The sequence below is a fragment of the Gammaproteobacteria bacterium genome (genome assembly GCA_013697705.1).
In the GTDB taxonomy this organism is placed as follows: domain Bacteria; phylum Pseudomonadota; class Gammaproteobacteria; order UBA6002; family UBA6002; genus UBA6002.
Genome location: JACCWJ010000021.1, coordinates 1 through 21,620 on the forward strand (window position 1 = coordinate 1; position 21,620 = coordinate 21,620).

Genomic DNA, 21,620 nt, shown 5'->3' on the forward strand with positions numbered 1-21,620 from the left:
ATAATAAGGATAATAAGGATAATAAGGATAATAAGGATAATAAGGATAATAAGGATAATAAGGATAATAAGGATAATAAGGATAATAAGGATAATAAGGATAATAAGGATAAATCTAACGACTCTGCAAAAAATAACGATCAACCATCGCAATCTAAGAACAAAGATGAGCAGGCAAATAATAAAGACCAGTTAAAGAAAAGTGAGGGCGGTGATAAAAAAATCCCGAGAAATAGTGCTCAAAATCAATCTCAGCAGAACCCTTCCGCTAATCAAGAGAGCGATCCTCAAACAACGGGTGGCGGTCCTGAAAATAGTGAGCCAGATCCCAATGGCAACAAATCGCAAGTTAAGAATAAACCAAACTCAGCTTCTTTGGGGAATGCACAGGCCCAAAAAGAACAAGTAAAAAAAGCTCAATTAGCCGTGGCCAAAAAAAAATTAGATCAAGAAACAGACCAGTGGTTGCAGCAAATCACAGATGATCCGAGTGATTTGCTGCGGCGCAAAATAATGCGTGATCATTTGAAAAAACTAAATCAGTTAGAGGAAAATTAATGTATAGAAAATTTCTTCTCTCCCTGCTGTTTTTTTTTATTACGCCGGCATTTGCTACTTTGCAAGTAGAGCTTAGCCGTGACACCATAGCAACAGATGAAATGTTAACGCTGGTAATTTCAAGTAATGATCATCTCAGCATTGCCCCCGATTTGTCACCGCTAAAAAAAGAGTTTGATGTGGCTGGAACCAGTCAAAACTCCCAATTTAACATTATTAATGGTTCTACCCAGATGCAGACCCAGTGGCAAATAATATTGATCCCCAAACATGCGGGCGACATTATTATCCCCTCCTTGCAAGTCGGCAGAGAAAAAACAGGGTCGAGGATTGTGCATGTAATCGAGATAAAAAAAACGGTTAATTATCAGTCTGCTTCCCAAAACCAAGATATTTTTATTCAGGCCAATGTTGTGCCTAAAGAAACATTTATCGAAGAACAATTCGTCTATACCCTCAAATTGTTCTTTAGCAAATCGATAGAAAATCCCTACCTTATGGCTCCCGATTTGCCTGATGCCAAAATTACTCAGAATGGACAAGATATAATCTATACCACGATCAAAAATGGCAAATATTATCGAGTGCTAGAACGTTCCTACTTAATCACGCCTAAAAACATTGGCAGTTTTGCCATTCAACCGCCCATCTTGAAAGGGTATCTAGAAGGCCCTCGGGATCTGCGCGATGTTTACGGATTTTCAAATCATTCCTTACGCCCCCTTAAAATAGTGGGACCCATGTTAGAGATAAAAGTTAAACCCAAGCCCGCTAGCTTTGTTGGAAAATGGTTGCCTGCGAGAAAAGTGACAATGCAAGAGTCTTGGGAGCCTAATCCGCCTGTGTTTAAAGAAGGTGAGCCTGTCACCCAAATAGTTGAAGTCAAAGCAGAAGGAGCCACCGGTGATCAAATCCCGAATGTCAGCATTACTTCTTCGCCTAATCTGAATAGTTATCCTCAACTGCCGAAGCGAGACACCACTGTAAATGGCACTATGCAAGTAGGTAAGCTTACTCAGAAGATTGTTTTTATTCCTACCCATTCTGGAACAGTAACACTTCCTGCGGTTAAAGTGAGGTGGTGGAACAGTGTGCTCCAAAAAGAACAGGTTGCGATGCTCCCACCAAAAATGGTTAAGGTTTCTCCCTCAACTGTAAAGTTACCTGTTAATAACCCAGCTGTTGCCCAGTCTACCTTGAATCCCCCCGCGCCCCCTCCGGTAACAGCCTCGATACAGCCTAATTCAAAGCAGGGTCGACCTTTGTTTTGGCCGATAATCGCTATTCTTTTTATCACCCTCTGGCTAATTACAGTGTGGTTGTGGCGCCGTCAAATAAAAAAAGGTAGCCATTCACCCGGTGGTTATCATCCCTTCAATACCGGCGATCTTCAAAAACACATAAAATCTGCGAGCCTGGCGAATGATCCAAAACAAGTGCGGCGGTATTTGCTGGAGTGGGCCCGCCTCTATTGGCAAATGTCCGAGCTACATTCCTTGTCTGATATAGCGCAGCATCTGCAAGCCCAAGGCGCTTCTGTGCTCTTAAATGAGATAATGAACTTGGAAGCTGTCTTTTATGGAAAAAATCAAGGTAGTTGGAAAGGGGGGGCGTTTTTGCAGTCTTTTCAAGACTATTTAGAGTCAAAGGAAGCGAGCGACGCCACTGTAAATGCTGATCCCTTGCCACCACTTTATTATTAAGACGAAGTTAAGCAGAGAAAGACTTGTTATTTTTATATAAACCAGTATTATTTCCCTTTCGTGGGCCGTTAGCTCAGCTGGTAGAGCAGCGGACTTTTAATCCGTTGGTCGACAGTTCGAATCTGTCACGGCCCACCAATTAATCAATAAATCACCCTTAGTGCCGCCCAAAATTGAACGTCCTAGCCAACGAATCACTTGGGGTGCGAGTAGGTACCCTCTATGTTCAATTGTTTAGTTGAACGAAGAATTTCTTTTCTGGTCTGATCAACTTCTTCAATAATATTTAAAAACTCAAATCGATCATTTGATGTGAGTAATGGGAAACTATTTTCACTTGCCAATTCTTTAATAATGGTTTCTAAGTGGTCACACAGAGTCTCTTCCTCCATAGAGCTAGCAAAATGTCGAATAACTACTTTTATAAGTTTCGCTAGCTTATAGCGTTCCAAGTCTCGATCGGACATTTTATCGTTGTCTAGCATGAGAAATTTATTTAATTTCTGTAACGGTGCTGCATATATTTTTAATATATGCTTTTCTGGTGTATCTTTACTCATAAAGAAATTATGTAGGCTATCTATAATAACATTGCTACTTTTCGTTCCCATACTGAATAAGGAGTTAAGTTCATATCCCTTTTTAACCGCATCAAAATTTTCCTTCTTACCATAAAACAGAGATGAAAACTGAGCGCTAACTTTCTTGAAATCATCTTTAGTTTTGATTGTCATGCGTGAAAATTCAGTGCATTGTTTCGGTGTAAGGTATTGAATGATTTTCACGAAATTGTCGTGGCCTTTAACCATCTCCGGAAGTTGGTTTTTAAGCTGTTCGTAAATTAGCGTGCGTTGTTCTTCATTGGCTGGGTCCAGTGCACTGTTAAATTCTTCGGCAGTTTTAATTTTTTTCAGACATACCTCAACATATTGTTCTGGAGAAAGGTATTTGAATATTTTGTAAAAATCATTATTTATCATTTCAGGCAATTTTTCTTTGACTGCTTCGTAAATTTTAGAGTTATTATCTTGGTCGTAAGCAAGCATTGAGGCAACAAAGGTATCCAGATTTGTAATTTTTTTATGCACCAATTCAGCGCTTTGTCCCGGTGTTAGATGCTTAAAAATAATAACAAAATCCCGTGGAGAGCTAATCATGTCGGGCAATATATCTTTAACTGCTTCAAAAATTTCCGTGCGATGTACTTCGTCGCCTGATTCGATCGCATTCTCAAAGCCGTGGAAATTTCTAATTTTATTAAGAATAAGTTCTGCAGATTGTGCTGCTGTAAGGTACTTAAATACAAAATAATAATCTACATTTTCTTTAATCATGTTAGGCAAGGAATTCTTAAAGGATTCATAAATTTTAGTTCGTTTTTCCTGATTTTCGATTTTCATCGCATCTCTAAAGTCTTCTGCTGTTTTTATTTTTTTAAGAGCTAAGTTGAGACATTGCTCTGGGGTAAGATATTCAAACACGTCAACAAAATTATTTGTAATCATATCAGGTAAGGAATCTTTAAATAGCTCATAAATTTTTGTGCGAGCTTCAGGTGTTGCAGATTCGTTCACTGATCTAAAATCTTTTGCCGTTTTAATTCTCTGAGAGTGGTTCTTAATAGCTTCGGAATCGTCTATTTCGATTAATGCAGCTAAAATAGTTATCGGAATCCCTTCGGAGTTGATAATAAGTTTGAAAATTTCAGCATGTCCAGATTGTTTGGCTAATTGTAACGCAGTCCTGAAATTCCAAATGCCAGGGATAGGAGATTCAGGGTGTGAAGGAGTCAACAAAGCCCGAACCGATTCAAAGTGACCGTTTCTAACAGCCAATGCAAGTGCATCTAGATTTTCGAGTTTTGTTTTTTTCTTTAAAAAATATTCAAAAGAATATTCGGATGTGTTAAGTTTTTCATTATTTAGCAAAGCATATATTATTTCGGTATTACCATTTTCAGCGGCAACCATAAGCGAAGTTTTTCCTTCATCATCGGTTTCATTAAAATAACTCATATAAGGCAGCAGAAGATTAACCATTCCTATATGATTTTGTTTTGTTGCTAAAAGCAAGTCTGCACCGCCAAGGGAGCTTCGGATTTCCGCTGAATATTTTAACAAAATTTGGAGGACATCTACCTGTTTATTTTCGATCGCGATAGTTGCCAAATAAACCAAGTCAAACATTTTTTTACGAGTTGTAACGGAAGAAACTAATTTACTAAGAGACTTAACTTTTAAGACTGTTTCTAAAATCGATGAGTGTCCTTTTTCTGCGAGATAGCATAGTATAGAATCTCGACCGTATTGTAAGTCTCTTGTCTTAATTAACACTTCTTCAGAGAAATATTCAGGCATGGTCAGTAATTTTTCTATAATAACCGTAATCACTTCTGGATGATTATGCTCAGCTGCCAACCATAGAAGATCACCAAAATACTGGGAGGTTAGTGTTGAATTATTAAAAAAAGATAAAAATTTTTCAACAATTTTAGAATGCCCGTTTGTTACTGCCGTAACTAAACTACTTTTCCCAATCCCGCGATAAGTGATGTCCTCAGTATTGTAAATCCACTTGGGTAGGTTGTCCTTAAGCGCATTACTTTTTTCTAGTAACCAGTCAAGCACATTGTCTTTTCCATGAATGGCTGTAAGGTGTATTGCTTTAAAAAGATGCTCAGATTTATTGGGGTGTGTTTCATCAAATAGTGCCTCAACCTGAGGTAAATCTCCCATGCTGGCATAATAATACCAAGCAATAACTCGCAACTGTTCTACTGTCTTAGTTATGCGAGGGTCAACTTGATTAGATTTTTGCAGTGCACTAAATACAGTCATTGCAACCTCGGGATGTTCCTCGAAAAGATCAAGTAAGTTATGTCTTGATTCGGATTGAATGGCAAAATTAAAAATTGTGAAAGATTTAGTTAGATCTAAATCTGTACTTTGGGGGTCGAGTAAAATCTTAATCAACTCCGATGCATCATTTTTAGCAATCATATCGGATATGACTACTTGTTTTAACTGATTTAATACAGAATTAACATGAGGTTGACCTTTATATGGCTCCAATCCTGAAAATACTTTTCTAGCAACAGCGTGATGTTTATTAAAGAAATCCAGTAAAGTAAAATTGGGTATGAAGTTTCTTCTTCCCTTCATATAATCGCTAATTATGAAAGGTTTAGATAAGTCTAAATCTTTTGTATCAACCATTATTTCGATCAGATCAGAGATGCTACTCTCTTGTTCAATCATATCAAATATCACAATTGGCCTTAATTGATTTAATATTTTGGGTATATGCGGTTTATCTTGATGTGATTTCTGAAGTTCAGAGAATAGGTGTCTCGCGATGTCAGTGTGATTGTAAAAGACTTCTGCAATAGTATGTGTCATAGCAATATCTTTATCTAGAGTTATATCTAAATCGGGTGTATTGACTATGATGTCGATCAACTGAGATGCCTCTTTTTTAACAATCATATCGAATAGGACTACTTTTTTTAATTGATTAAATATGGATTTGACATGAGGTTGATTTAGATATGACGCCAGTCCAGAAAAAACTTTTCTAGCAACACTGAGGTGCTTATTAAAGAAATACAGCAAAGTAAAATCGGGCAGGAAACTGCTACCCTTCATATAATCGCTAATTACAAAAGATTTAGATAAGTCTAAATCTTTTGTATCAACCATTATTTCGATCAGATCAGAGATGCTACTCTCTTGTTCAATCATATCAAATATCACAACTGGCCTTAATTGATTTAATATTTTAGGTATATGCGATTTATCTTGATGTGATTTCAGTAGGTGAGAAAATACTTGTCTCGCAATATCAGTATGATTGTAAAAAACTTCTTGCACAGTATTTGGTAGGGCCATATGTTTATTTTGAGTTATATCTAAATCGGGTGTATTGACGATGATGTCAATCAGCGGAGGCAACTCCTTTTTGACAATCATATCGGGTAGGATAACGTCTTTTAACTGTGTTAATACTTTATTGACGTGCGGCTCACCTTGAGAAGATTGTAATGAAGTGAAGACTTGCCTAGTAATATCACGGTAATTGTTAAAAAGGCCGAGTAAGGTTGTTTTTTCTGAAGAAACACCACCACGGGTGTAATTCCGTGCAGGGAGAGATTGAGACAGGTCTAAAAGTGGCGTAGTAAGTATGATATCCTTCAGACTTGTTGTATTACCTTGTTCAAGCATTAGGGGTATTAAAATTGTCACATCGGATACTTCGCTGACCGGTAACCGACTCATTTGTTTATATACTTCACTCATTTGTCTATGCAAACTTGGTTTTCCGCTCGCAAAAGCATTGTCGGGTAACTTTCTATAACTAGCCATAAGTTGCGTCATACAATGACTCACCTCACGACTTAACGCATATTGATACTCTAAGCTTTCTGTCGGAGTTAAGGGTTGTGCTTGATAGGTTTTGATTTCAACTTTAGAATAATCATGAAAAATTTCTGGTTTTAAAAATAATCTTGCCTGTAATTTTTGAATGTACTCAGCATGCTCGATGGGATTTTTTCGCAGCTCTTCAAGAATGCCTGAAAATGTTTTAATTTCACCTTGCGCAGTTTGTAGCGAAGTAAATGCACCTCCTGGTTTTGCAGCATAGGCAACTTTATCAATATCAGTGCGATCAACAAATATTTGATAGCATACCCCCCCCGCCTTTTCTCGAAATTGTTTGAAAATTGAATTAAACAAAGAATAATCGACGTCAATTTGTAACCGTGAAACAAAATAATGAAATAGTTTTTCTATGTCCGGTGGTTTGCTGCTCTTGCTTTGTAAAAAATAGTAATAAGTTGCTGACGATTTATTTCCATCGGAACCAAACGGGAAAGGATTTACCGACAATCCCATCTCTTGATAATCTTTATCGTAATTATCAATGTGTCCTTTCTCTGAGCTATAAGCGGCCATAAATTCAGTAACATCTTTAAACTGTGCAAATAAATCATCGAATGCACGTAATACCTGAAAATTTCCCTCATATTGATGCTCTAGCTGCTTACGAAACTCGGTAAACACATCATACAGAAAACCAATTTCAGCTGCTCCAGCATGATAAAAAACGCATTGATTGGGATGTTGGGCTTCTTCCTGTAACATTTTTGAAAATTGTTGCCGTTGAAAGTCACTCATAGATGCATCATCGATTTTTTTAAAACTTTTATCGAAAGAATCCACTTTGTTCTGCGGTGTATCCTGTTCTTGAAATTTGTCACTCATGATAGCGCGAAAATGAATATCTGATTGGCATTCCCTGCTCATTTGACCCTGAACCTGTGAACTTCTTTGAGAAAATTGTTGTTTTAAATTACGCTTCATGAGACCACTTTGCACGGTGGTTCTTGCTAACTGATAACGTTCTGCCATGGGAGTGATTTCATCAGCTTTGGTTACATCCTTGGTTATAATTGCTGGGTAAGTTTTGCTTAGGCGAGATCGTGTATGGCGATTATCTAGTTTCTTTCCATGTGCCAACGATTCTAGTTGAGCTCGTACCGAGTCTTGTTGCAACATCATGGCAAAGGGAGGATGAAGTGGTAATGTTCGTTGTGAATTATCAGATTGCAGAATGTTTACTTCTAGCGTTTGATGAGCCCCGTATTTTTTATCATCATGAGTTAATGTTTTAGCGCTCAATATGGCGTCCACAGGAGCCCAGATAAATTCATCATGTTCATGTTGTGTTAATTTTTCGGTTTCTACCTTTTTGTTAAATACAGTTGCTTCTACAACTTTTCGCTCCACAAAGTACATTCTAAATTTAGGTACATTAAGATCGAGTTTCTCTTCAATAATCAAATCATGGGAGGGCGCTTTATCTAATTCCGTAGCTTGGATTTTGTAAAGATCCATTAGTTCTTCGTTACTCTCTCTTGCAGCCGTATCTTTTAAGAATAAATCGAATTCATCAGTGCCACCACCAAAGCTACCCCACCAATCATGCCCTACACGTTTACCCAATAATACATGCTTTCTCCCCTCAATTTCGCTAAATAGAAGAATTCCCGCACCGCTATAATCTAGACAAGCTTCACTAAATGAAGGAGCATAAGGATAGAGTTCAGGACTGGCATGTTCATGTAAATACTGTAAACGATTCACTATTATTTTTAAGAGCATCTCCGGCTGATCAAAACCAATTTTGTTTTGCATTTCCAAAAATAATTCGATCAAAATATTACGCTTTTCGAGCAGCGCTTTAACTTGTTTCTGAATTTCAATTGAGCTGATATCCCCAAAAACCTCTCTCATCATTTCTGTTTGGCTTTTCATGGATGTCAATTCGTCGACAACGGTACGCAGACTTTTCATTTCACCCTTGGCACGAAACCGGAGTGTAGAACCATTGTCTATTCGCCAGATGCTGTCATTTTCATCGATTAGCACATTTTTCCAGTGCCCAGCAATATCTGTATTAGCAAGATAACAATCGATGAGAAATCCGTCAGGCAACTGAGCTTTGATAATTTCTTTTTTGTCTTCTTCAGACAATGTATGGTTTGGTTCTATATAGTCAGCGAGTCGAAACAATACTGTTTCAGTTTCATCGGGGGGTTTTGGTACAGCTGCTTTGATTGCTGTGGGTAATTCGTTATAACTAGCCTGAAAAAGTGAAAATGAAGGAACGTTGAATCCGAGCTTTTGATAGACAGCATCAGCGAATATTTCGTCTTTTAATGCAGTTGGGCTATTACTTGTTTTTAGGGTGTATCGTTTGCCATCGGGTGCTTTAAACACTCTTACACCACCACTACCTCCACTCAACAGACCTTTGTTGCCCACTTGCTCATCAGCCACTAGGCTAATTAATTTCTCCGGCGAGACGTCTCTCGCAGTTGCAAAAGTAGACCATAAGCTAGTAGGTAGCATAGTAAGCCCTAAGCGACGTAGTAAATATATTATCTATAATTATAGACTTCTAATAGCACCTTGATTTATCGCACTATCGTAGTTAACTGTATTTCAATCTTAACTTGCTAAGATTAATGAAATCTTATCTGGTGATGGGTGCCGCAAAGTTACGACCAATAGTTGGATTATCTTCTGGCGTTTTCAGGAAATCATCAATTGCAGAGAGTTAGAAATTAAGTGGGCATCATCACCCATATAAGAAAATGAAATCGATAAGGGTCTTTAATTGTTTATTCAGGGAGGCTTGAGAGTAACCCATTGATGTAGCGAAGCGAAATCAAGATTTATCCTTCAAAAAAGCTCCCTCCTCTTTGCTTCGCTACATCAAACTTAAGAAGGTCTCCTAACTCTTTTTTCGATAAGCTCGGTCCATTAACACGGTAATGTGCGAAGGATACTTTTGCATTGCACCAGAATACGCATCTACAAAAACCCCTGGCCAAAATAGGATAACATTCGCTATTGTCCAGGCATTAAAGCTTTGTCCTATACCCACTTGTTTTTGAAAGTACCCGGGTTTTTGGCAACATGCTACTAGCGCTCCCTGTCCCTTTGTCACTACAACGGTGCCAGGATTTGAGTTAAATCCATAAGTGCGACCCTTGCTGTCAGTTAAGGTGCAGACGGCGCCAGGGATGATTTCATGGGTTTGATAATCAATTGCTTGTAAATGGATGGGTTGGGTGGTGCCAGAAACTATGGTGGCACAGCCGCTAATAAAGAGTGGCAGTAAAGATAGCCCCAATATTAACTTGTGAATTCTTGTCATCTTTTTTTCCTAATATTTAATTATTAATGTGACTTCAGCTGAAAGCCGCTGGCCAATTTACGATAATATTTTATCGAATGTCAATAATTAATTAAATATTAAGAGCAGGTGCGGATAGCCTCACTGACTCAATGAAGTTTCCTTCAATTTCTAGAATTTCAAAACGATAGCCCGAAATTTTTAAGCAAATTGTGGTGCTGGGAATGGTTTGTAGGTATTCCAAAATAAGTCCGTTCAATGTTTTAGGGCCTTCCACGGGTAAGTTCCAACCCAATGTTCTATTTAATTCACGAATATTTATACTGCCCTCTACTAGAAAGGTTCCATCTTTTTGAGGGATAATTTCATTAGAGGGGGCCGCTAAATTTGTAGTGAATTGACCGATAATTTCACCCAGAATATCTTCTAATGTAACCAGTCCCTGAATATCTCCATATTCATCAACCACCAATCCAATACGCACTTTTTGTTGTTGGAAATTGACTAGCTGGTCATTCAAAGGCGTGGCTTCAGGGATGAAATAGACTTGGTCAGCCGCTTTTAATAAGTCTTCTTTTTTTAATTTATTTTCAGCAAACAATTGCAGCACATTGCGAACATGCAAAATCCCTTTAACATTATCAATATCTCCATCATAAATCGGCAGTCTGGTGTGCTGACAGGATTGGAGCTGGGTTAAGATTTTTGACCATTGTTCGTCAAGATTTAACCCGCAAATTTCGTTGCGAGGAATCATAATGTCTTCCACGGTGGCTTTACCAAGATCCAATATGCCTAGCAGCATTTCCTGATAACGATTCGCAGATTTACCCAGGGCTTCAAAGACGACTGTGCGCAACTCCTCGTGAGATAAAGTATCTATTTTATGGTGTGCCTTTCTCTCTAAGTGAAAAATCTGTAACAAACCGTTTGCGATGCCACTTGTGGCCCAAACTAACGGGTAGAGTGTTTTCAACAAAATTTTCAAGGGGAAAGAGGCGAAGAATGCAATTTTCTCGGGATATAAGGAAGCCAACACTTTTGGGGTGATTTCTGCAAAGATTAAAATTACTAAGGTAAGAATTAAGGTCGTTGCTGCGACGCCAAAGTCTCCCCAAAATCTCACTGCGAGAATAGTTGCTACCGCTGAAGCAAAGATGGTGGCGAAGGTGTTGCCTATTAAAATGATGCCTAGAAGTTTGTCTGGTTTGCTTAATAGTTCGCTAATGCGGATCGCGGCAGGGTTCTTTTTCCGTGCTAGGTGTCTCAATCGATAGCGATTGATCGACATAATGCCTGTCTCAGTACTCGAAAAAAAAGCAGTTAATAGAATCAAGAAAATTAAAATCAAAATTAATAAGTGTGCTGGTAACGTATTCAAGGTAATAATTCCATTATGATCATACTGCTAAAATAAATGATTGAGAGAATTCCAAAGCCGCTTAAGGTGCAATAAATGGCTTTTTTCCCGCGCCATCCAAAGTAATGTCGTCCAATGAGCAGAAGAACAAATACACACAATGCCGCAAACGTCAAAATAGTTTTTTGCAAAAATTGTTGCAGAAGCACAGTGTGAAAAAAGTAGATGCTGGTGATTAAAACCAGGCCTAATAAAATGGAGCCGGCAATAATCATCTGAAAGAGCTGTTTTTCCATTGTTTCAATGGGGGGGAGAGTTTGGGAGATTTCAAAATTTTTTTGTTTTAAAAGCTTTTCTTGAAATGCCAGGGTGACGGCTTGCAATCCAGCGATCAATAGGACACTGAATGTAGCGACAGACAACAATATATGCAGGAACTGTTTAGGCTGCGCAGCAGTATTAATAATATGGCTAGAAGGGAAATTGCCGGCGAGTAAGATGGAAAGTGCCGCTAACGGCAATATTAATATTGCTAGGTATCCTATTGGCCTGAATAAGGCAATGAAAATAATAATGCTCGTAGTCAGCCATGTGGCTAAGGAGAAGAGATTGTAGACAGTTAGATTCTGGCCCTGAGTCAGATCAATCCACTTATAGAGAAGATCGCCATGCAGTATGATGGCGGGAATAACGAACACAAATAGTAGGGTATTTCTAATATGCCTAATCGAACGCGCAGGATAGGCTTGGGTGATGGAGCCTGCGACATAGAGCAATATGGTTATGATGTTAAACATATAGGATAAAAACAAAGCCGCCTGTGCTTAAAAGGGTGAAATTGTAACATATTCTTGCTATCCTCTGGAATCTTTTTGCAACTATCATCGACATTAGTGGGTTCCGCCTTTTGCTATATAAAAAGGACTGGCCTGGAATTAGAGGTAATTATGTTTAGTAGCTTATCAGAGCGTTTGGCGCAAACGATTAAAAACCTAACGGGTCAAGGGCGCTTAACCGAAAAAAACATTGGGGATACCCTGCGTGATGTCCGCATGGCTTTGCTTGAGGCAGATGTTGCTCTTCCTGTTGTAAAAGAATTTATCGATTCTTTGCAGCAAAAAGCACTTGGCCAACAAGTGCTGCAAAGTTTGACCCCGGGCGATACACTGGTAAAACTAGTCAATGATGAATTGACCAATATACTCGGTAAAGACTCCGCACCCTTAAACTTACAGACGCAGCCGCCTGCTGTTATCTTAGTTGCCGGGTTACAAGGCTCTGGTAAAACCACCACTGTGGCGAAATTGGCGAATTGGTTGAAACAAGAGCACAAAAAATCCGTATTGGTTACCAGTGTCGACATCTATAGACCAGCGGCTATTGCCCAGCTAGAAACCCTTGCAAAACAAATCGATGTCCATTATTTCCCGAGCAGTGCTAATGAAAATCCGGTCACTATTGCTAAAGAAGCAGTGGCAAAGGCAAAAATACAGTTCATAGATGTTGTCATTATTGATAGTGCAGGGCGATTGCATATAGATCAGGAAATGATGAATGAAATCCGTCAAGTGCACCAGGCGGTAGATCCAATTGAAACATTGTTTGTTGTAGATAGTATGACCGGTCAAGATGCCGCCAATACCGCGAAAGCCTTTAATGAAGCGCTACCTTTGACAGGTGTGGTGCTCACCAAGACCGACGGCGATGCAAGAGGTGGGGCTGCTCTTTCGATACGACAAATCACCGGAAAACCCATTAAATTCATCGGGGTAGGTGAGAAAGTTGATGCTCTCGAGATGTTCCATCCAGAACGAATTGCCTCACGCATATTAGGCATGGGCGATATTCTATCGCTAGTTGAAGAAGCTCAGCGCAAAGTTGATAAAGTTCACGCCGAAAAAATGGAAAAGAAACTTAAAAAAGGCAAAAGCTTTGATTTAGAAGATTTTAAAAATCAGTTACAGCAAATGCGCAATATGGGCGGTATTACCAGTTTGCTTGGCAAAATACCTGGTATGGGCCAGCTACCTGCCGCGGCCAAAAATAGTATCGATGAGAAAATGTTTGTGAAAATGGAAGCCATTATAAATTCCATGACATCTAAAGAGCGGCGCTTCCCTGCGCTAATTAAGGGTTCGCACAAACGGCGCATTTCGCTCGGTTCAGGGACTGAGATTCAGGATATTAACCGTTTACTAAAACAGTTCATGCAAATGCAAAAAATGATGAAGAAGCTCAAGGGCGGCGGCATGGTAAAAATGATGCAGCGCTTGAAAAATATTATGCCAGGCGATTTGCCGATGTAATTGGCAATCTCTTGAAAAAATATTTTACTCTTCTCCTAAATTTGCATACAATCCCAGGTTTAGCTAAAAAAGCATTATTTACAGAGGAAATATAGAACGATGGTAGTTATTCGTTTAGCTCGTGGGGGGGCCAAAAAACGCCCTTTTTACAGCATAGTTGTTGCAGATAGTCGTGAAGCACGTGATGGTCGTTATATTGAGCGTATTGGATATTTCAATCCTATCGCAAAAGGTGGCGAAATCGGCCTGCTTATAGAAGAAGCGCGGGTTGATCATTGGACATCTAAAGGCGCTCAGCCTTCTGATCGCGTGATTAGTTTAATCAAACAATTCAAGAAACAGGCTGCTTCAGCAGACGGGGTTTCTGCTTCAGATAACAAGGCAAAGAAAGCGCCTAAGAAAGCAACTGAGTCTCAGGCTAATGAAATGTCTAAGAAAGATGCTGTAAAAGAAACCGAAACAAAGTCTGAATAGTGCTATTCCGCGATGAATAATCAAATTGCCATAGGGCGGTTTGGCAGTCCTTACGGAATCAAAGGTTGGGTGAAGGTAATTTCCTACACGGATCCAACTGAGAAAATTTTAGAGTATTTGCCCTGGTATATTTTTAAAGATAATAACAAAACGCCTATAGTAAAAGTTAACGGTAAAAGGCATGGGAATAATCTGGTGATCCAGATTCCGCAATGCAAAGATCGTGATGAGGCTAAAACCTATACCAACTTAGAAATATACATCGATAAAGAGCAATTACCTGCTCCGGAAAAAGATGAGTATTATTGGATAGACCTCGTTGGGTTAACTGTATTTAATTGCGAAGGTGAAAACCTAGGGCGAGTTGAGCGTTTATTCGACACCGGCGCTAATGATGTTCTTTTGGTAAAAGATGAGCAGGCTAAGGAAAGATTAATACCCTATATTGACCACGTCATTATTAAAGTGGATTTGGAGAATCAAAAACTAACGGTCGATTGGGATTCTTCATTTTAAGGTATTAAATGCGATTAGCTATCATCAGCTTATTTCCTGAAATGTTTGATTCGCTTAATTGTGGTATCACCGGTCGGGCCATTATGAAGGGCCAAGTTAGCCTTAAATTTTGGAATCCCAGAGACTTTGTTCCTGAAGCGGGCGTGGGTAAATATCGAGCAGTCGATGACCGTCCCTATGGCGGTGGCCCCGGCATGGTAATGATGATTCAACCTTTGCGTGATGCCATTAGAGCAGCTAAAAGTGAGATAGGCGGCAAACCACGCATTATTCATTTGTCCCCTCAGGGGAAGGTGTTGACTCAAGAAAGTATCAATGTCCTGGCTCAGCAACAAGAGATCGTTTTAGTGACGAGTCGTTATGAAGGGGTCGACGAGCGGTTGCTGGAAGAGGAGATTGACGAAGAGTGGTCAATTGGAGATTATGTCTTAACGGGGGGAGAGCTTCCCGCCATGGTATTAATTGATGCGATGATTCGCTTAATGCCGGGCGTACTAGGGCATCCCAGTTCGGCGACTCAAGATTCGTTTATGAATGGACTTTTAGACTGTCCACATTATACTCGCCCAGAAGCGTTTAAGGGAAAATCTGTTCCCAAAGTATTGCTTGAAGGCAATCACCAAGCTATCGCGAGCTGGCGATTGAAGCAAGCCCTAGGCAGAACGTGGTTGCGACGCCCAGAGTTATTGAAAACTCGGGTATTGACACCCACAGAGCAACAATTGTTAAATGATTTTATTCGCGAATATGAAGAATTTAGAGGAAAAACTCATGAGTAACATTATTCATCAACTTGAAGCCGAGCAAATGCAAGGTAAAGAAATTCCAAAGTTTCAATCTGGAGATACCTTGATTGTGCAGGTAAAAGTAAAGGAAGGTGAGCGTGTGCGCTTACAGGCGTATGAAGGTATAGTGATTGCGAAACGTAATCGCGGGCTTAACTCAGCATTTACTGTTAGAAAAATGTCTCACGGTGTGAGTGTTGAGCGGGTATTTCAAACATATAGCCCATTAATCGAATCCATTGAAGTAAAACGTCGTGGTGCCGTTAGAAGAGCTAAGCTTTATTACCTACGCAACTTAACCGGTCGAAAAGCGCGTATCAAAGAAAAGGTGTAATGAGCGATTTATCTCGATTAGATGCTGTTTTAGAGTCTCCAATCGGAAGGCTAGGTATTAGAACCGACAAAGAGTCTTTGCTGTCGGTTCTATTTCTCCCCAAAGAAGAAAGAACTATTGCTCCTTCTTCACCGTTGGCCTTAGAGGTGCAACACCAACTATCCGCCTATTTTAATAATAAATTAACTACTTTTGACTTACCTCTGCTTATTGAAGGCACTTCTTTTCAACAAAAAGTCTTAACCGCGTTGCAAAGTATCGCTTTTGGTAAAACAATTACCTATGGACAGCTGGCTCACGGCTTAGCCACGGGACCTCGTGCTATTGGAAATGCCTGTCGACGCAACCCAATCCCTGTCATAATTCCTTGTCATCGGGTGCTGTCTCAAAATGGGATCGGCGGATATTCTGGTGCTACTTCCGGAGATTTATTAACAATTAAAGGCTGGCTGTTGCGTCACGAGGCAGACAATTGAAAATCACTCATAGTCTATTCGCACTAGAAAATTACAGCATAGTCAAAATCAGTGGTGATAATTCTGCAAATTTTTTACAAGGTCAATTTACTTGCGACGTTACTCAAGTTAACGAACATAAAAGTTCTTTGGGTGCGCTTTGTAATCCTCAAGGCAGAATTTTAGCCGTATTCACTCTCTTTAAAAGAGGCAGCGAGTTTTTTTGTTTACTGTCTTCCAGTTTAGTTAGCCACTTCATTAACCACTTATCGAAATTTGCAGCATTTTCCAAAGTGACTTTAAACGATATTACTGCTGACTTTTTTCTCTATGGTTATACCGGCGAGCAAAATTCCGATTGGTTCGATGCAGGCATTCCATTACCCAATGAAGTACGTGCTAGTGCTGAATTATTAATTTGCCATCTTCCAGGGCGAACACCTCGATATTTAATTTGGAGTGATAAAGCTCAAGATAGCGCAAAAATAACTGCGCCTGAAGAGGTTAATACTCAGCGTCTATCATGGAAGTTAGTGGATATTCTGTCAGGGCATGCCACTATTTATCCGCAAACAATTGCCACGGTCACACCTCATATGCTTAATCTGCATCATTTAGAAGCAGTAAGTTTTAGCAAGGGGTGTTATGTAGGGCAAGAAATAGTAGCGCGCACTCATTATTTGGGTAAATCAAAACGCCATTTACATCACGCCGAAATTAACAGCAATGTGCAACTAGATCCAGGTGAATTAATATTTGCAGGGGATCAAGAAGTAGGAATCTTGATGGATTCTGTTGTCATAGATAGCACAACTTTTCTTTTGATTGTCATTCAAGATCCAATGGATAGAATGCTCACCCTACGAAAACATCCTCTCATTATCAATGCTAGCCCACTAAGTTAAGGTCTCGGTATAAAGGGTTGATGGCTAATCGCGGGAGCATGGCATCGAATCCATCCATATTCTCCCCTCTCTCACGAATAAGCTTCGAAGAATTAAATAGTAATTTACGCGAGAGAGGAGGGAATCATATTTATCAAGATCGCATTAACGGAAATAAAATGACATCTCTAATGGAAGGTGAATCAGTCAGTAACATCACTAATCTATCAATACCAATTCCTTCTCCCGCAGTAGGTGGCAAGCCATATTCTAAAGCAGTAATATATTCTGCGTCATAATACATTGCTTCTTCGTCACCCGCAGTTCGTGCTTCTGCTTGTTCTTTGAAGCGTGCGGCTTGGTCCTCAGGATCATTTAATTCAGAAAATCCATTGGCTATTTCACGGCCCGCAACAAAAAATTCGAATCGATCAGTGATAAGGGGATTATCATCATTCTTTCGCGCAAGAGGTGAAACTTCCGTGGGAAATTCAGTAATGAAAATGGGTTCGTCTAATTGGCGTTCTACTGTTTTTTCAAAAATTTCATATTGTATTCTGCCTAGCCCATAATCATCATGAATCGCCAGATCAAGGTTTCTAGCAATTTTCATGGCGGTATCGTAATCCGTTATGTCGGCAAGCGAGATGTCCTTATTGTAATGTAAAATAGCATTTTGAATGGACATGCGTAGAAAAGGTTTTCCAAAATCATAGATCTTGCCTTGATAGGTCACCGCGGTGGTACCTAATACTTTTTGAGCGATGAAGCGAATCATTTCTTCGGTTAAATTCATTAAATCATTGTAATCTGCATAGGCTTGATAAAATTCAATCATCGTAAACTCGGGGTTATGCCGAGTAGAGATTCCTTCATTACGAAAATTTCGGTTGATCTCAAACACGCGTTCAAATCCACCCACTACCAATCTTTTTAAATATAATTCAGGAGCAATCCTTAAATATAATTCCATATCTAAGGCGTTATGATGCGTTTTAAACGGTTTCGCTGCTGCGCCACCCGGGATAACGTGCATCATGGGTGTTTCTACTTCGAGAAAATCTTTAGCGCATAAAAATTCACGCATTGCTTCGATGATTTTTGAACGTATGAGGAAAGTTTGTCGACTTTTTTCATTGACCATTATGTCCAGATAACGTTGACGATAACAAAGTTCTTGGTCATTTAAGCCGTGAAATTTATCAGGAAGTGGACGTAATGTTTTGGTAAGAAAAACAAGATTGTGAGCCTTGATTGTTAATTCATCCGTTTTCGTTTTGAATAATGTACCCGTAATGCCGATAATATCGCCAAGGTCCCAGTCTTTGAAATCTTCATAAATTTCTTCTGGTAAATCATCTTTCTTCACATAGAGTTGTATACGACCAGTTCGATCTTGAAGGTTAACAAAACTCGCCTTGCCCATATTTCGTCTTGTCATTATGCGACCAGCGAGAGAAACATTAATCTCTTGGCTTTCTAACTGATCATGCGAAAGTTGGCCATATTGGTTGTGTAGATCCAAGGCAACATGCTGGGGTTTAAAATCATTGCGAAAGGCCCCCCCTCGCTGACGAAGGTTTTGAAGTTTTGATTTACGTTGTGCAATTTGTTCATTTTCTTCAAGAGCACCTGTATTTTCTGTATCAGTTAACATTGTTTTCCTCATCACATAAGTTGAATTGCATAATTTTTAAATGCCTTCTTTTAGGCTTGCTTCCATAAACATGTCTAAATCTCCATCTAAGATAGCTTGGATTTTCTGAGGACTGGTAGTTTCCACTCCCGTTCGGAGATCTTTAATGCGTGAATCATCTAATATATAGGAGCGGATTTGGCTGCCCCAGGTAATATCTGACTTGTTTTCTTCTAAAGTACGTTTTTCTGCCGACTTTTTTTGTATTTCCAGTTCATATAATTTTGAGCGTAGCTGCTTCAAGGCTTGTGCGCGATTTTTATGTTGTGAGCGATCGCTTTGACATTGGACCACAATTCCAGAAGGGATATGTGTAATGCGTATCGCTGAATCGGTTGTGTTAACATGCTGTCCGCCTGCGCCCCTGGCACGATAAGTATCGGTGCGCAAATCTGCAGGGTTTATATCAATTTCAAAATCATCATCAATTTCAGGGGATACAAACACCGAAGCAAATGAAGTATGACGTCGATTGCCTGAGTCAAAAGGGGATTTACGTACCAATCGATGCACACCGGTTTCTGTTCTTAGCCATCCATAAGCATAGCTACCTTCAAAATAGACAGTAGCCCCTTTTATTCCTGCAACTTCACCGGGAGAGACATGGGCTAACTCTGTTTTAAGCCCATGTTTATCTCCCCAGCGTAAATACATTCTTAGGAGCATTTCAGCCCAATCTTGCGCTTCAGTCCCTCCTGAGCCGGATTGAATTTCGACATAGGCATTATTTGTATCGAGTGGATTTGAGAACATACGGTGAAACTCAAGTTGTTCAATTTCCCGTGCGATTTTACTAATATCATTTGTTAAATCGTTTAGCAGCGTTAAGTCTTCTTCTTGGGAGGTGAGTTTGATTAGCTCATTGGCTTCATGGATGCTGGTTTCAAGTTTTTGAATGGTATAGACCACAGTTTCAAGTTTTACGCGCTCTTTTCCTAATGCCTGGGCGCGATCTTGTTGTTGCCAGATGTCAGGAGCTTCTAGTTCTTGTGTGATTTCTTGCAGGCGTTCGTTCTTCTCATCGAATTCAAAGATACCCCCGTAAAGCGTTCAGTCGCTCCGTGAGATCATTTAATTCGGCTTCTAGATGATTTATTTCAATCATTACACATTCCACGGTCAATATTACACAGGTGTTAATAGTGACATGAAGTTCGCAGTCAAGTCAAAAATACCGGCTATTTTTTTAGGGTATTTAGGGTAGGATATATTTATGCGAAGAGTTCATCCTGCTGAAGGTTTTACGTTATTGGAGATCTTACTTGTATTAAGTATGGTGGCTACGTTGTTGCTAATGTCAGTCCCTACTTTTAATACCTATCATGAGCAAACTCAACTCGCGTTGCTCACGCAACAAATAACAGAAGAATTATATATGGCGCGGAATAAAGCCATTACCATACATAGAAAAATCCGCTACGTCTGCTCAGAAAGCGGGGATAAAAAAAGATATCTAGCGGGCGAAGAAGGTGAGGTATTACAGCGTTTTGGTGTGCTTCCATCGCAATATCATTTGTCATTGCATAATAGTCTGAGTAAGAATGCTTACCTTACATTTATGCCGGAAGGGTTCACCAACGCAGAAAGAGGCAGTTTTTATTTACAGGGTCCCTGCAAATCTGTCCGCATAGTTATCGGTGTGTGTGGCAAAGTAAGAGTAGAGAGCTAATTTATACTGGATAAGAAATCGTCTATATTTTCTAGTAAATTTTTGAAGTCGGGATTATACGACAAGCGTGAGATGCGATAATTCTTTAGATTGCCCTTAGAGGCAGCTCCTCGATATAAGTCTTCTTTTTGAATATTGTGAGAATTTGGATAGTGTTGCAGATCTAGAAAATGACTGGCCTCTCCAAATAAAACATTCTCTGGAGAAATCATTAAACATGTGTGTGAGAAATTTATAATTTTAAGTTGAGGAAAATGACTGTCTTTAACTAGAATGCGTTTATCTTTCAGGGAATGATTGTCATTTGTGTAAAGAAGAAGTTTGTTCTTCGGGTTAGACTGTTGCAGAAAGAAAGAGATAATTCCCTTGTCTGAAATAGTTTCGTCATCTGTACTGATCGTAATAAATAAGGGAACTTCAATTTGCCGCTGTTTTAAAGCGTGCTGGACGAGATTTAATAACTTGCACACCTGAAACCCAGCATTAAATGGAAAGCAACTGTATTTTGTATAGTTAATGTTTTCTTGGATTTCAAACCATTTGGCGCGTTGGTTGATCCAGCCAAACAATTTATAATATTTTGCTAAGTAATATTTGAGTTGGCTTTTGGGTTGCAGAGCAGGCGCGAATAATATTATGCCTTTAATGTTTGTTTTAGTGTTATTAAGCGCATGGTGTAAAGAAAGTAGCCCTCCTAACGAGTAACCCACAAGATAAATATTTTCAACCTGTTGTTCGAGTGTGGCCACGCCATATTGAACCGCCTTCACCCATTCCCGATAGCCGATATCTAACAAATCTCCTGGAACTGTTCCATGGCCAGGTAATAAGATCGATTGCACCAAAAAATTCTTATCTAAAAAATATTCCCCTAAATCGTGAACATAATAGGGTGAATCGAAAAGTCCGTGAATGAGTAATACCCCATTTTTTACGGGTTGGTCTTTCGGGGTGCGAGAAAAAGGACTGTTTGCATTGATAATTTGCAGCGCATTTTGGCTGGTTAGATCTATACGACTTTTCTTGATTACATCTTGCATGAGTTGAATATACGCGTCAAAAGCTAAGCCCTCTCCCAGGAAATGGCTATTCAATCCTGATGGTTGTAACAGTAATTTATTTTTAAGTTTATCCATATGTCTTGTTTATAGCTCTAGTTTTAATATAATCCCACTTTATA

At 39.4% G+C, this 21,620-nt stretch carries 17 protein-coding genes and 1 tRNA gene; 11 read left to right on the plus strand and 7 right to left on the minus strand.

Annotated elements, in window-relative coordinates; genetic code table 11:
* The 3 genes from H0U71_03645 to H0U71_03655 form a co-directional block, all read left to right on the plus strand.
* A partial coding sequence (locus tag H0U71_03645) for a hypothetical protein (GenBank protein ID MBA2654147.1) occupies nucleotides 1-557 on the plus strand: 557 nt, incomplete at its 5' end.
* Nucleotides 557-2,260 carry a protein BatD gene (locus tag H0U71_03650; protein ID MBA2654148.1) on the plus strand — a complete coding sequence of 568 codons (1,704 nt, stop codon included), beginning with the start codon at nucleotides 557-559 and terminating at the stop codon, nucleotides 2,258-2,260. The genes H0U71_03645 and H0U71_03650, both read left to right, overlap by 1 nt.
* 62 nt (nucleotides 2,261-2,322) lie before the next feature.
* Nucleotides 2,323-2,398 (plus strand) — tRNA-Lys (locus H0U71_03655).
* A 56-nt stretch (nucleotides 2,399-2,454) separates the two neighbouring features.
* Here H0U71_03655 and H0U71_03660 read toward each other — a convergent pair.
* The 4 genes from H0U71_03660 to ccsA form a co-directional block, all read right to left on the minus strand.
* Complete coding sequence (locus H0U71_03660) at nucleotides 2,455-9,171, minus strand: ankyrin repeat domain-containing protein (protein MBA2654149.1); 6,717 nt, start codon at nucleotides 9,169-9,171, stop codon at nucleotides 2,455-2,457.
* A gap of 385 nt (nucleotides 9,172-9,556) precedes the next feature.
* A complete protein-coding gene (locus H0U71_03665; GenBank protein ID MBA2654150.1) occupies nucleotides 9,557-9,982 on the minus strand; it encodes a hypothetical protein in 426 nt (141 codons plus the stop codon).
* A 91-nt stretch (nucleotides 9,983-10,073) separates the two neighbouring features.
* Nucleotides 10,074-11,342 carry an HlyC/CorC family transporter gene (locus H0U71_03670; protein ID MBA2654151.1) on the minus strand — a complete coding sequence of 423 codons (1,269 nt, stop codon included), beginning with the start codon at nucleotides 11,340-11,342 and terminating at the stop codon, nucleotides 10,074-10,076.
* A complete protein-coding gene (gene ccsA / locus H0U71_03675; protein MBA2654152.1) occupies nucleotides 11,339-12,118 on the minus strand; it encodes a cytochrome c biogenesis protein CcsA in 780 nt (259 codons plus the stop codon). The genes H0U71_03670 and ccsA overlap by 4 nt, the downstream gene beginning before the upstream one ends.
* Before the next feature lie 150 nt (nucleotides 12,119-12,268).
* On the opposite strand from ccsA, the gene ffh reads away from it, so the two are divergent.
* The 7 genes from ffh to H0U71_03710 all read left to right on the plus strand — a co-directional run bounded on the left by ffh (nucleotide 12,269) and on the right by H0U71_03710 (nucleotide 17,096).
* Entirely contained in the window at nucleotides 12,269-13,627 is a 1,359-nt protein-coding gene (ffh, locus tag H0U71_03680) for a signal recognition particle protein (GenBank protein MBA2654153.1), read from the plus strand.
* A gap of 99 nt (nucleotides 13,628-13,726) precedes the next feature.
* Nucleotides 13,727-14,101, plus strand: coding sequence for a 30S ribosomal protein S16 (gene rpsP, locus H0U71_03685; GenBank protein ID MBA2654154.1), 375 nt, complete (start codon nucleotides 13,727-13,729; stop codon nucleotides 14,099-14,101).
* 12 nt (nucleotides 14,102-14,113) lie between these two features.
* Nucleotides 14,114-14,617 (plus strand): ribosome maturation factor RimM, encoded by a 504-nt coding sequence (gene rimM / locus H0U71_03690; protein MBA2654155.1) that lies wholly within the window; start codon nucleotides 14,114-14,116, stop codon nucleotides 14,615-14,617.
* An 8-nt stretch (nucleotides 14,618-14,625) separates the two neighbouring features.
* Nucleotides 14,626-15,396: a tRNA (guanosine(37)-N1)-methyltransferase TrmD gene (trmD, locus tag H0U71_03695; GenBank protein ID MBA2654156.1), complete on the plus strand. Its 771-nt coding sequence runs from the start codon at nucleotides 14,626-14,628 to the stop codon at nucleotides 15,394-15,396.
* Nucleotides 15,389-15,736 carry a 50S ribosomal protein L19 gene (gene rplS, locus H0U71_03700; protein ID MBA2654157.1) on the plus strand — a complete coding sequence of 116 codons (348 nt, stop codon included), beginning with the start codon at nucleotides 15,389-15,391 and terminating at the stop codon, nucleotides 15,734-15,736. Before trmD ends, rplS begins: the two co-directional genes overlap by 8 nt.
* Entirely contained in the window at nucleotides 15,736-16,212 is a 477-nt protein-coding gene (locus H0U71_03705) for a methylated-DNA--[protein]-cysteine S-methyltransferase (protein MBA2654158.1), read from the plus strand. The genes rplS and H0U71_03705 overlap by 1 nt, the downstream gene beginning before the upstream one ends.
* On the plus strand, nucleotides 16,209-17,096 hold the full coding sequence (locus H0U71_03710) for a folate-binding protein YgfZ (GenBank protein ID MBA2654159.1): 888 nt from the start codon (nucleotides 16,209-16,211) through the stop codon (nucleotides 17,094-17,096). Before H0U71_03705 ends, H0U71_03710 begins: the two co-directional genes overlap by 4 nt.
* Before the next feature lie 133 nt (nucleotides 17,097-17,229).
* On the opposite strand, the gene lysS is transcribed toward H0U71_03710, so the two are convergent.
* Nucleotides 17,230-18,732, minus strand: coding sequence for a lysine--tRNA ligase (lysS, locus tag H0U71_03715; protein ID MBA2654160.1), 1,503 nt, complete (start codon nucleotides 18,730-18,732; stop codon nucleotides 17,230-17,232).
* 36 nt (nucleotides 18,733-18,768) lie between these two features.
* A protein-coding gene (prfB, locus tag H0U71_03720) for a peptide chain release factor 2 (protein MBA2654161.1) occupies nucleotides 18,769-19,876 on the minus strand; the annotation gives its coding sequence in 2 pieces (ribosomal slippage) (nucleotides 18,769-19,800 and nucleotides 19,802-19,876; 1,107 coding nt in all).
* A 108-nt stretch (nucleotides 19,877-19,984) separates the two neighbouring features.
* Here prfB and H0U71_03725 point away from each other — a divergent pair.
* Entirely contained in the window at nucleotides 19,985-20,440 is a 456-nt protein-coding gene (locus H0U71_03725) for a hypothetical protein (protein MBA2654162.1), read from the plus strand.
* Here H0U71_03725 and H0U71_03730 read toward each other — a convergent pair.
* Entirely contained in the window at nucleotides 20,437-21,576 is a 1,140-nt protein-coding gene (locus H0U71_03730; GenBank protein ID MBA2654163.1) for an alpha/beta fold hydrolase, read from the minus strand. The genes H0U71_03725 and H0U71_03730 overlap by 4 nt on opposite strands.
* Nucleotides 21,577-21,620 lie beyond the last annotated feature (44 nt).